This window comes from Ruegeria sp. CF8, assembly GCF_056537285.1.
On sequence record NZ_JBQFRG010000003.1, the window covers coordinates 164,983 to 177,627 of the forward strand.

The 12,645-nt window shown below is 58.1% G+C and carries 10 protein-coding genes; 1 reads left to right on the top strand and 9 read right to left on the bottom strand.

Features of this window, described 5'->3' with window-relative positions; all coding sequences use genetic code 11:
- Positions 1-18: 18 nt before the first annotated feature.
- Positions 19-1,557, bottom strand: a complete 1,539-nt coding sequence (locus ACR0EV_RS08675) for a TrkH family potassium uptake protein (RefSeq protein ID WP_480799723.1) — start codon at positions 1,555-1,557, stop codon at positions 19-21.
- Positions 1,557-2,933, bottom strand: coding sequence for a Trk system potassium transporter TrkA (gene trkA, locus ACR0EV_RS08680; RefSeq protein WP_480799724.1), 1,377 nt, complete (start codon positions 2,931-2,933; stop codon positions 1,557-1,559). The genes ACR0EV_RS08675 and trkA overlap by 1 nt, the downstream gene beginning before the upstream one ends.
- Before the next feature lie 96 nt (positions 2,934-3,029).
- Here trkA and ACR0EV_RS08685 point away from each other — a divergent pair, with 96 nt between their 5' ends.
- Entirely contained in the window at positions 3,030-3,512 is a 483-nt protein-coding gene (locus tag ACR0EV_RS08685; protein ID WP_480799725.1) for a hypothetical protein, read from the top strand.
- On the opposite strand, the gene ACR0EV_RS08690 is transcribed toward ACR0EV_RS08685, so the two are convergent.
- The 7 genes from ACR0EV_RS08690 to dusB all read right to left on the bottom strand — a co-directional run bounded on the left by ACR0EV_RS08690 (position 3,504) and on the right by dusB (position 12,553).
- Positions 3,504-4,667, bottom strand: coding sequence for an MFS transporter (locus ACR0EV_RS08690; protein WP_480799726.1), 1,164 nt, complete (start codon positions 4,665-4,667; stop codon positions 3,504-3,506). The two genes, ACR0EV_RS08685 and ACR0EV_RS08690, sit on opposite strands and share 9 nt — an antisense overlap.
- A gap of 53 nt (positions 4,668-4,720) precedes the next feature.
- Positions 4,721-5,299, bottom strand: coding sequence for a helix-turn-helix domain-containing protein (locus ACR0EV_RS08695; protein ID WP_480799727.1), 579 nt, complete (start codon positions 5,297-5,299; stop codon positions 4,721-4,723).
- Positions 5,300-5,323: 24 nt separating this feature from the next.
- Positions 5,324-6,733 carry a nitrogen assimilation response regulator NtrX gene (gene ntrX / locus ACR0EV_RS08700; protein WP_480799728.1) on the bottom strand — a complete coding sequence of 470 codons (1,410 nt, stop codon included), beginning with the start codon at positions 6,731-6,733 and terminating at the stop codon, positions 5,324-5,326.
- Positions 6,730-8,994, bottom strand: coding sequence for a sensor histidine kinase NtrY-like (locus ACR0EV_RS08705; protein ID WP_480799729.1), 2,265 nt, complete (start codon positions 8,992-8,994; stop codon positions 6,730-6,732). Before ACR0EV_RS08705 ends, ntrX begins: the two co-directional genes overlap by 4 nt.
- Positions 8,995-9,117: 123 nt before the next feature.
- Positions 9,118-10,485 carry a response regulator gene (locus tag ACR0EV_RS08710; protein WP_480799730.1) on the bottom strand — a complete coding sequence of 456 codons (1,368 nt, stop codon included), beginning with the start codon at positions 10,483-10,485 and terminating at the stop codon, positions 9,118-9,120.
- Positions 10,485-11,573: a two-component system sensor histidine kinase NtrB gene (locus ACR0EV_RS08715; RefSeq protein WP_171183449.1), complete on the bottom strand. Its 1,089-nt coding sequence runs from the start codon at positions 11,571-11,573 to the stop codon at positions 10,485-10,487. Before ACR0EV_RS08715 ends, ACR0EV_RS08710 begins: the two co-directional genes overlap by 1 nt.
- Positions 11,570-12,553 (bottom strand): tRNA dihydrouridine synthase DusB, encoded by a 984-nt coding sequence (gene dusB, locus ACR0EV_RS08720; protein WP_480799731.1) that lies wholly within the window; start codon positions 12,551-12,553, stop codon positions 11,570-11,572. The genes ACR0EV_RS08715 and dusB overlap by 4 nt, the downstream gene beginning before the upstream one ends.
- Positions 12,554-12,645: the final 92 nt, after the last annotated feature.

A 12,645-nucleotide genomic window follows, 5' to 3' on the forward strand; every position in this document is an offset into this window, starting at 1 on the left:
CCGCAGGGCGTATTCGGCTCAATCGCGCCACAGCGACGGTGTGATCAGGGCGATGATCGCCAGCGTCTCAAGCCGACCGATCACCATCGCCGCACACAGCGTCAGTTTCGCCCCAGAAGACAGATCAATTAGCCGGATTGGGACATCCGTGGCCAGTTCGATCAGCGGACCCGTTGTCGTCAAAGTGGCAACACTCAGCACCATTGCCTGTTCAAAGCCGGAACCCATCGCCGCCAGCAAAAGGTTAAACACCGCCAGCGTCAGCGCGAAAAGCATCAAAAAGATCCAGGCGATAAAGGCCCCGTCGCTTTGAATGCGTCGGTTGCCACCGCCGACACCGCTGACGGACGAAGGGTAAATCAAGCGATCAATCTCGCGCGCACCGTTTAGGTACAATGCAAAGACCCGCAGCAATTTGACGCCCCCGGCTGTGGTGGCGACCCCGCCGCCGATCAGCGCCAACCCCATCAGCAATAACCCTGGCGTACCCAGACCCGATAATTGCTGGGCATCGTTCCAGTTCGCACTTTCGAACCCAGCCGTGGTCAGGAAGGCCAGCACAGTGAACAGCATACCCCAGATCACCTGCAACGCCTGAAGCGGAGCGATCTGCCCGCCGATCTCGGTCACGCCAGCAACCACGCGAAAGAACAGCAACAACGCAACGGCCAGAACGATCATGAGACCGATGCGAAATTCGGGGTCTCTGTCCAAACGTGAATATCCGGTAGTGGCGGTGTCCGTCGAAAAAGTCAGACGCGAAAGGGCAAAGAACAGGAAAAGAAACAGGATTGCTTCACCTGTAAATCCGGCCTGTGCGCCTTCCATGCCGCCAACCGGAGAGATACCCGAAGTCGCCATCACCGACATCGCGTGACAGACAGCCGTTAGCCCGGCCTCACCCGCGATCAGCAGAAGCACCCAGATCACTACAGTCAGCCCGGCATATACCGGCGTCAGCGCCCGCGCCACACGCAGCAAACGGCCGCGCGGGTCCACGCGTTCGCTTTGTGCAACACCTGATACCGGACGTCCGGGTTGCCCTTTTGCGGTCACCTCGAACCCGCCAAGAGACAGCGGGGCCAAAATCGCGGCCGCGGCGATCCACATCACCAAACCGCCCATCCATCCGACAAGCGCACGCCACAAATGCAGTGGTGCGCTCAGCCGGTTGTGATCCGGGAACAGGTCGGCCCCTGTGGTCGTCAGTGCGCTGACCATATCGAAGTAAGCGTTCAGAAACGTGGTCGTGCCAAGCGCATCATGAAACGGGATCGCAAGAAAGATAGGAAGGATGGTGAAACATCCCAACATAACCGCCAGTTGCCCCAACGTCCCCCGCCGTGGAATTCGGTTAGATGAGGCTATTGCAACGATCGAGACCAGAAACAGACCAAGAATGCCGGAGTAAAGAAAAGACCGCGAGGTGTCGTGATCATCCAGCACCAGCGCATAGAGTGCTGGAATCCACATAGCCAAAGATACGATTGCCCAGATCAGCAGGAACAGCGGTAGCCGCTGAATTAACCCAACTTGTTGTGTCCCCGCTCGCGCCATCAGAAGAAATCGATTGATACCTGCATCAGGCGCTCGACCTCGGGCACGTCCTTGGACATGGCAAAAATTGCGACCACATCCTTTTCATCGATCCGCAGGCTGCCTGTCGGGCGCAGAACCTCGTCTCCTTTGCGCACGGCACCCACCAGCACACCTTCGGGGAAATCGATATCGCGCAATCTTTGCCCCGCCATCGGAGATGTGGACAGAACCTCGGCCTCAATCACCTCGGCCTCGGCATCGCCGATGGAATACACCTGTCTTACGCGCCCGTGACGGATATGGCGTAGGATCGAGCTGACAGTGGTGGCACGCGGGTTGATATAGGCGTCAATGCCCAACGGTCCCATCAGGGCAACCATGCTGGGATCGTTGATCAGCGCAATCGCCAGCGCACAGCCTTCGGCTTTAGCACGCACAGCGGCCAGCATGTTGGTGCGGTCATCATCCGTAACGGCCAACATTGCATCGGCGCGGTCGATACCAGCTTCGTTCAACAGCCCGGAATCCAACCCGTCCCCATGCAGAACAATCGTCCGCTCCAGTGCTTCGGCCGCGATCTCGGCACACTTCCGGTCTCGTTCGATGATCTTGGCGCGCACCCGACTCTCGCGTTCTTCCAGGGTGCTGGCGACTTCCAATCCGACATTGCCACCGCCCACAATCACAACGCGATCCTGACGCTTCTGGGCTTTGCCAAAAACCTCCATCGTGCGGTTCACGTCGTTTACATTGGTGAAGACGTAACATTCATCACCGACAAACAGCTGATCTTCCGACTCGGGTGCAAACAACGTGCCATCGCGCCGAACCCCCACGACAATCGAACTGAGTGTGGAAAACAGATCCGTCAGCTGCCGCAGCGGCGTATTCACGATTGGGCAGTCCTCTTCCACTCTGATGCCCAAAAGCTGCGCCTTGCCATCCATGAAAATCTCGGTGTCAAAGGCCGATGGGGCAGACAGGCGGCGCATGGCGGCAGCTGCAACTTCGCGTTCCGGGCTAATCACCACATCGATGGGCAAGTGATCGCGGCGGTAGAGGTCCGAGTGAATGGCCTCCAGATAGGATTTCGACCGAAGGCGCGCAATCTTGCGCTGTATCGAAAAAACCGAATGCGCCATCTGACACGTGACCATGTTCACTTCGTCAGAATGGGTCGCAGCAATAATCATGTCGGCGTCGCGGGCCCCTGCCCGCTCCAGCACATCAGGGTAGCTTGCAAACCCGGCAATGCCCTGCACATCCAGAGTTTCCGTCGCCCGGCGCACGAGGTCGGGATTGTTGTCCACGACCGTTACGTCATTCAGTTCGCCCGAAAGGTGCCGCGCTATCTGCCAGCCAACCTGACCCGCGCCGCAAATGATGACCTTCATGTTTCTGGCCCTTCTGCCTGAAAGGATTGAATGACAGATGCCCCCAAAGCGGTCAATTGAATTGTCATCCCTGCGCTGCTGCGGCAAGATAAGCGTATGAAAACGCTGTTTCCTATGCTTGTGACCCTAATGGTGCTGTCCGCGTGCAGCGGGCCGCTTTCGCTCTATTACCGCGAAGGCGCAACCGTTTCCCGCCTGCAGCAAGAAACGACCCAGTGCCAGCTCAAGGCGGTCAAAGAGGTGCCCGTTGCAAATCAAATCCGTCAAAGCCCGCCAACATATTGGCCCGGCCGCACCTATTGCGACGGTCGGGGGCGGTGTTACCAGTCCCCGGGATGGTGGCAGCCGGGCCGGGTCTACACCGTGGATGTGAACCAGGGCCTGCGCAACACGGTCGAGGCGCAATGCATGGCGCAGAAAGGGTTCCGGCCCGTCAGCCTGCCGCCCTGCAAATCCGGAGTGAAGTCGAGCGTACCTGCAACGCGCACAACAACATTGCCGCCGCTCACGACGCAATCTTGTTTTGTCAAATTCGATGATGGGTCTTTTCAGATCATTTCGCCTGGTCAGTCAGGTTGAAGCGATTTGCGCCGCGCGCTGGCGGGCCAGCGCGATGTGCGCAAGGATCGCGATTGCATAAATTCCGATCACACTCAGCAGCATCCCGGCCTCATCCACGCGCCACAAAACCGCCAGCAGAACCGGTGTGCCCAGCAAGTTACCCGCATTTCCCATTTGCGCCATCGCCCCATAGCTGAGCGCCTGCGCCTCGGCCGTTTGGTTCAGGATCGGCACGGCGGCAAAGCTGCCCCCTTGCACAAGACCCAAAACGGCAAACAGCAGAACGCATACGATCTCCAGCGGCAAGCCAACGAACGCCCCGAGAACTGACAAAATGCCCAGCCCGAATCCCAGATTGATCACCGCAACGCAGGGCATCACGTTGAGAAGGACGGGAACTGCCATCCAACTCAGGACAATTCCCGCCAGCGGCATCAACCCAGCGACGTGCGCGCTGATGTCTTCCGGCAAACGACCCGGTAGGATGGCCAGCAAAGACACAAAGGTCAGCGTATAAAAGAACCACCCCACTGCCGGGGCCGACACGAATGGAGAGCGATAGGTGCGCAGATGAACGTTCAGCACGTCTGTCCACTGCCAGGGCTTGATGTCAGAGGCAAGTTGCACGTGCATCCGGCAGATCAGGATCACACCGGCTACCCCAATCATCAAGAAACCATGCAGCAGGAAGAACGTAGTCAGACCAAAAGAGGCGATCAGCGGCAATCCGATCCACGCATTCAGCGCAAAAGCGACACCGAAGAACGTGCTCCAAAGGACCATCGCGATGTTGCGCGCCTTGCCGGTTGTGATTTGCGCGATCAACGTGGGAGCAGCGACGACAATGGCCAGATGCGAAAGCCCTTCAACAAAGCGGCTGGCCAGCATGACGTAAAACCCAGGCCATGTCGCTTGAAACATCGAAATCGCGCCACCGAGGCACAAGCCGAAGGTCAAAAGCTTCATGGGCCCAACCCGCCCTACGATGGCCCCGGACAAGGCCCCAAGCACGGCTCCGATCAGGCTGATGATCGACAGCAACCATCCCATGGTTTCGATGTGATCAGGATACAGTAAGACAAGCTCGGGAAACGGAGTTGCAATTTTTGCAAATTGAGTCGCCGCGCCCAGACCAGCAAGCCAGAGAAGAAGAACCTGAAATATCTGTACCATAAGCCGCTTCTACTGCGCACAACCGGATCAAGGAACGCATAAATTATGCGACCTCAGTGTCTGGATCCGCTGACCAGACGAACAGGCGTTCCGTCAGAAAGATACAGGCGTTCCCAGATGATTTCGCCCGCGCTAATTCGAATACGGTCATGGACAGCTTCGGACGTCAGGAACGCCTTTGGTGCGGGCGTATGCATGTCCCACCATCCATCGGCATCGAGTTCAGCCTCGGCCGCCTGTATTTCATCCGTTGCAAACTGCCACAGAGACACTCCCAGCAAGGCGTTCTGGCTGGTTTTCCAATCGCGCGCCCGGCTGGCCGAATACGCAAGACACCTGTGGCTCGCCTCTTCCACCAAATGCACACAGTCTGATGAGCTCATGACCAACCGCCGCAATGCGCTGTCGTCAGCGCGGGTCGGACAAAGGGCCGCAAAGACGGCCTGTTGGGTCTCGGGTGGCGGTGTCTGACCACCTCTTTCCCAACGCGAGACGGTTGCCTGATCCACCTGCAATAGCTCAGCCAGATGAGCCTGCTTGAACCCGACGGACCGGCGCAACCTTTTAAGGCGCTTTCCGAACCCCGGATATCCTCGGGTTTCAAGCCGGTTCGCTGTTCTCAAAACACTCATGGCCAGCCCAGCCGTCCCGGCGGATTACTCCGCCGGTTCCGGCTCATCGATTTGCGCGACACGTGCACCGGACTTGTTCGACGTCACCACGCCCAGCGACTTCAGCTTGCGGTGCAACGCGCTGCGCTCCATTCCCACAAAGCTGGCCGTGCGGCTGATATTGCCGCCAAAGCGATTGATCTGTGTCAGCAAGTACTCCCGCTCGAACGCTTCACGCGCCTCGCGCAGAGGCAATGTCGCCAGCGCGCCCGACAGAACGACACGCCCCGAATCTTCGGTCTTGTCTTCTTCACTTGGCAACTCGCGCGCTTCGATCGGGCCGGTTCCGTCACCCAGAATCAAAACCCGTTCGATCAGGTTCTTGAGCTGACGCACATTCCCCGGCCAGGTCATCGTCTGCAACAGGGCAACCGCCTCTTCCGAGAGATCCCGGATCGGCAAACCTTGGGTTTCGTTGCACATTTCGATGAAGTGCTGGGCCAGAACCGGAATATCCTCGCGGCGATCTTCCAGCGAGGGAACAGCAACCGGCACAACATTCAGACGGTGATACAGTTCTTCGCGGAAACGCTCGGCTGCGATCTCTTCGTCCAGATCCTTGTTGGTGGACGAGATGACCCGCAGATCCACGCGTACTTTGTCAGATCCACCTACGCGCTGAAACTGTTGATCCACCAGCACCCGCAGGATCTTGGATTGCGTGCCCAGGGGCATATCCGCCACTTCGTCAAAGTAAACCACACCACCGTGGGCTTCTTCCAGCAATCCGGGTTCAACCCCACGCTCAGCGGATTCCCGGCCAAACAATACCTCTTCCACGCGCTCAGGCTCGATCCCGGCACAGTTCACGGTCACAAAGGGCGCGTTGGCGCGGTTGGAATGGGCGTGGATATAGCGCGCTGCGATTTCCTTGCCCGACCCGGCAGGACCGCTCAGCATCACGCGGCCGTTTGACTTGGTCACTTTGTCCAGCTGACCCTGCATGGCCCGGAACGACGCGGATTTGCCGATCATGTCCGAGTTGTTGACCTCTTTGCGCTTCAGCGAGGCATTCTCGCGACGCAGGCGAGAGGTCTCCATCGCGCGGCGAATCACCACCATCAATTGGTCGATGTTGAACGGTTTTTCGATAAAGTCGTACGCGCCCTGCTTGATGGCGGCGACAGCGATTTCAATGTTGCCGTGTCCGGAAATGATCACCACCGGCACATCCGGGTTGTCGCGTTTCACCGCCTTCAGAATATCGATCCCATCCATGCGGCTGTCTTTCAGCCAGATATCAAGGATCAACAGCCCCGGCGGTTCGGAATTGATTGACGCCATACACTCATCCGAATTGGCCGCCAGCCGGGTTGAATAGCCTTCGTCCTCCAGAATGTCGGACACCAGCTCGCGAATATCGCGCTCGTCATCTACGATCAGAATGTCACTCATCTTTGGCCTGCTTTCAGTTTGTTGGTTCTAATTGCCTGCTTCTGTGGCGCAACGGTCGAGGACATATTGGCCCCCGGCAAACGGATTACGGCCATCGCGCCAAAATGGTCCTGTCCGTCAAAGACGGGCGCGTCCTCAAGCGTTAACGCTCCGCCGTGTTCTTCGATGATCTTCTTGACGATGGGCAGGCCCAGCCCAGTCCCCTCGTCGCGTGTGGTCACATAGGGTTCAAACAGTCGCGCCCGATCCTCGGGCAGACCGATCCCGTTATCTGCAATCGTGATGACCGTACCGGCATCATCACTGGAAACTGCCACTTTTATCTGTGGCTTGAGATTATCCGGCGCCCCTTTTTCTTTAAGGGTGCCAATCGCTTCTCCGGCGTTTTTAATCAAATTCGTCAGGGCCTGATGCAACATCGTCGCATCCAAATCTGCCATGATGGGGTGCTGCGGTAAGTCCGCGTCGATCTGCACATCCGGTTGCCCCGCTTGCTGCAATACAACCGCTTCACGCACGAGTTCGACCACGTTTTCTTCGCGGCGCTCAGGCTCGGGCATCCGCGCGAATTTCGAGAACTCGTCCACGATGCGACGCAGGTCGTTGGTTTGGCGCACAATGACACCCGTCATCGACTCGAGGCTTTCGCAATCCTCTTCGTCCAGCTTGCGCGCGAACTTGCGTTTGATGCGCTCTGCGCTCAGCTGAATCGGGGTCAGCGGGTTCTTGATCTCATGGGCGATACGGCGGGCAACGTCGCCCCAGGCTGCCATCCGCTGCGCACTGACCAAATCGGTCACGTCATCAAAGGCAACCACATAGCCTTCCAGCCCGCCATCTTCGCCACGGCGGATGGCCATGCGTACCAGCAGGTTTTCCAAACGACCTTTTCGGGTGACTTTGACCTCTCCTTGGACAGCCTCCTGCCCGCTGTCCTTCAGGCTTTCGAACAGAGGCAGAAACTCGGGTACTGCGATGCCGATAGCCAAGTGTTCTTCGCCCCGCGACCAGTCCAGCAGCCGTTCGGCCGAGCGGTTCACAAATGTCACGCAGCCTTCGGGGTCCACGCCGACAACGCCCGACGTGACCGAACTCAGAACCGAGTCGAACAGTCGCCGGCGGCTTTCGATTTGCTGCGTGTTTTCCAGCAGAGTGTCTCGCTGCCCTTTCAGTTGCCGGGTCATTTGGTTGAAATACCGGCCCAACATGGCGATCTCGTCATCGCTGGCCTCTTCGATAACCTGAACGCTCAGGTCTCCGGCCCCGACCCGTTGTGCCGCTGTCGTCAACCGACCAACCGGGCGCGACAAACGTTCAGCGAACCACATTCCCAGCGACATCGCGGCAAGGATCAGGATCAACGCAAAGCCCAGATACAGCAGACCAAACTCAAACAGCACCCTGCCCCGTTCGCTTTCGAGTTGTTGGTAAAACTGCGCTGTTTCCTTGGTGTCATCCAGCAGTGTCAACAACTGCCCATCCACCTCGCGGCTGACATAAAGATACCGGTCTAGATAAGCCGTCAGAGGAACCAGCGCACGGAATTCATTGTTCGGCCAATCAGCTATGATCAACAGCCCTGTGTCAGTGGCCTCGGCCATCTCTTCCGTAGTGGGCGCTTCGTAATTGAACAGGTAAGACCGATCCCCACGCGACTTGATTTCACCGCTTCCATCGATGACATACGCTTCCCGCAATCCGCGTTGGATCTGCGCCTGTCCCTGCGCCAGCACTTCGCGCAGTTCGGCGTCCGAGATGTAGAAATCCAGCGAGCGCGCGTTGTCCAGATACCGCGCCAGAACGGACGCATCCTGGACCAGCCCGCGGCGGTGTTCCTGCTCATAGGCTTCTGCCGCAGTAAGCGACGATCCCACCACTTGCCGAACCCGGTCCGAGAACCAGCCTTCCAAGCCGATATTTACGGTGAGTCCGGCAAAAATCGCAACGGTCACGGTCGGCACCAGCGCCAGCAGTGTAAAAGCCCCGATCAAACGCAAATGAAGGCGCGAACCCGCCGACTTGGCCCTGCGCGCCGCGATCAGGCTGCCGACCTGACTTAACACCAGTGCCGCGACAACCAGTACGTAGACGAGGTCTGCCAGCAGAATCAGCCGCAGAGTTGGTGCCGTTGCACCAAGATCAAAGGGACCAATGACCAGATAAGTTGCCAGCGCCAGAATTGGCCCCAAAAGGACCAGCCCAAAGGTACCGAAATTGCGCAGTTTTCGTGATTTACGCCATCGACTTATCGATGGGATCATCCCGCTCTGTGCTCGGGTTGCCACCGTCTGCCCTCATCCTGATGTGCCGCGTTTGCGGCTTACCGCCATATATCGTGATCTTTTCCCAACAGATGCCGGGATGCCACGGTTTGTGTGGCGATATTACATCAGTTTGCGGCGGCGTGTCACCTGAATATCGAGGTCAGTGATCTTTTTTCGCAACGTATTTCGGTTGATTCCCAGCAAATCCGCACATTTCGCCTGATTTCCGCCGGTTGCATCGAGTGCGATTTCGATCAAGGGGGCCTCAACCTCGCGCAAAATGCGCTGATACAAGCCCGGCGGCGGCAGAATGTTTCCGTGCAGATCAAAATACCGCCGCAGATGGCGCTCGACCGAAGTCGACAGTTTTTCACGCTCGCCACCGCTGAGAACCGGTTCCGCTTCGGGCTGGCTGCCCAGAACCATTTCCACTTCGGCTTTCGAGATTTCATCGGCGCGGCTGGTCAAACCCAACCTGCGCACCGCGTTTTCCAACTGCCTGACGTTACCGGGCCAGGAATAGCGGCGAACCAGTTCCACCGCTTCGGGGCTAAGCCAACGTTTCGCGCCGCTTTCACGTTCTTCACGGGCCAAGAAATGCTCGGCCAGAAGAGGAATGTCGTCCACTCTTTCGCGCAGGGACGGCACATGAATGGTGGCGCCACACAACCGGTAATACAGATCCTGACGAATGCGTCCGGTTTCCATGCCTTCGGTCAGATCCGACTGGCTGGTGGCCATGAAACGCGGAACGTGATCGCCGGGCGTGTCCATCATGCGCACGATCCGGGCCTGAACCTCATCGTCGATATCGGCAATCTCATCAATCAGCAGCGTACCGCCGCGTACCCGCGCCAATACACGCGCGGGGCCTTCCAGATCCCGCAGTTCTGCCGCTGTTACTGTGACAAATGGCAAGGTGCGGCGATCAGAAAAGTCGTGAATAGCGCGCGCAATCAGAGACTTACCCGTGCCACTTTCACCAGAAATCATCACCGAAAGATCGGTATTCATGACCCGAGCAACCAACCTGTACAAGGCCTGCATCACTGGAGTGCGTCCAACCAAAGGCAGCTCGTCCGGGCGTTCGCCATCTGCTTCGGTGCTCTCCGGCTGGGCACGTTGTTTCTGATCCAGCGCACGTGCGGTTCGCTTCATCAGGTCCGGCAAATCGAACGGTTTAGGCAGGTAATCATATGCGTCCGCCTCTGCGGCCTGAATCGCTGTCATGATCGTATTCTGTGCTGAAATCACAATAACAGGCAGACCGGGGCGATCCTGGGCAATCTTCGGCAACATTTCCAACCCGTTACCATCGGGCATGACCACGTCCGAGATCACCACATCGCCCTTGCCCTCGCCGACCCAGCGCATCAACGTGGTCAGAGACGACGTTGCATGTACCTTGCACCCAGCGCGCGTCAGGGCCTGTGTCAAAACGGTACGGATCGTGCGGTCATCATCCGCAACCAGTACTGTGCCATCCATTAGGTGGTCTCCTTTTTGTGCTCGGCGTCTTCGCGCGGTGCGCGGCGCAGCGATAGTTTGAATACGGTTCGCCCGGGGACAGAATCGGCCGAAATCCAGCCGTCGTGGTCCGATATGATCTTGCTGACCAACGCCAGCCCGAGGCCGGTGCCGTTTTCTTTGCCTGAAACAAACGGATCAAAGATATCGCCGCGAATGTCTTCGGGCAGGCCCGGGCCGTCGTCTATGATCTCGATCTGCAAAGGCAATGAATGGCCAGACCCATCGCTGCGGCGCAACCGGAAAGAATGCTCGAAATAGGTCCGCAGCCGAATGGTTCCGCCCTGTGGTCCGGCGGCCTCGGACGCGTTCTTGAGCAGGTTCAACACCACCTGCAATAGTTGATCCGGGTCTCCGAACGCCAGCGGCAAGGATGGGTCGTAATCTTCGATGATCGTCATATCCGCGCCAAACCCCAGCAAGGCAGAACGGCGGGCGCGATCCAGAACATCGTGAATATTGACAGGCTTGAAGTCGGGTTTTTGCAAGTTACCGAATTGTTCAACCTGCTCCAGCAGCTTCACAATCCGGCGGCTTTCCGCCACGATAAGGTCTGTTAGTTCAAGATCTTGCGCCGGGATATTCATGCTTAGCAACTGTGCGGCACCCGTGATCCCGGCCAACGGATTCTTGATTTCGTGGGCCAGCATCTCGGCCATGCCGATAGCCGATTGAGCCGCCGATTTTACGGTGTTGCCCCGTGTCATCCGCCCCGACAATTCGCGCGGCGAGATGATCATGATCATCGATCCCGGGTACCCAACCAAAGGCGCGATCTGCAACGCGCATTGCAACGGCGCACGGTTTCCCGATCCGGCGTCTACATCGTTCACAAACAGAGGCGTGCCATAGGTCCGGGCACGTTCAAAAGCCTCTTCAAGCGGTGCATCCACGGCGATCTGATCCCACACGGGATGGCCGATCACTGCCTTGCGTGACGCGTTCAAAAACCCCTCACCTGCCGCGTTTACATCAGAAATGCGATCGTCCGGATCAATGATGAAAGCTGGAACGGGCAATGAGTTCCAGATGCTGGCGTTCGAGTTCATGCCGCCACCTCGCCCGTCTCACTCAATGCATCCGCCAACAGGCGCAACACTTCGCTTGGATCGCGTGAGGTCAGAACGGCCCGCCGCAAAGGCGCTGGTGTCCCGGCTTCATCCATGTACCATCCAAGATGCTTGCGCGCGACGCGCAGGCCCAGATCCGCCCCATAGAAGGACAGCATCGCCTGATAATGCGCCTGCACCATGTCTATCAGGTCCGCGCCGACCGGAATATCAGGGGCCTCTGCCCCGAATAGGTCATAGCATACCTGTGCCAAGAGCCAGGGTTTGCCCTGCGCGCCGCGCCCAACCATCACCCCATCTGCGCCTGACTGACCCAACGCAGTCTGCGCGGCAGCGGTATCCACGATATCGCCATTTGCGATGACTGGAATCGACACGGCCTCTTTCACGGCCCGGATCGCCCGCCAATCGGCATGGCCTTTGTAAAACTGACATCGCGTGCGACCATGAATCGTGACCATCTGAATGCCTGCGTCTTGTGCACGTCGCGCTACATCTGGCGCGTTTAGCAGAGAGTCGTCCCAGCCCAGCCGGGTTTTTAAGGTCACCGGCACATCAACGGCACTGACCACGGCTTCGATCAGGGTCAGCGCATGATCCGGCGTTTTCAGAAGCGCCGAACCAGAATAACCATTGGTCACTTTCTTGGCGGGACAGCCCATGTTGATGTCGATCACCCGTGCGCCCCTGTCGGCGACCTGACGAGCGGCTTCAGCCATCCAATGCGCCTCGCGCCCGGCCAATTGCACAGCAGTGTTTTCGACATCCGCTGACAGTTCCGCACGTTCGCGCACGCCAGGCTTGGCTTGCACCATCTCCTGGCTGGCAACCATTTCGCTTACCACCATGCCGGCACCAAACCGCATCACCAGATCGCGAAACGGGCGATCCGTGATTCCGGCCATCGGGGCCAGCAATACTGGCGGGTTTACTTCCTTGTCAGCGAGGTGAAGGGTCAACGTGCTTAATCCTTGGGCAGTTGCTGATTTGATATCGAATTCCGCGCATATGAACAACAAAACGGCGTGAAACAAGCCCGCAAAATCATCAC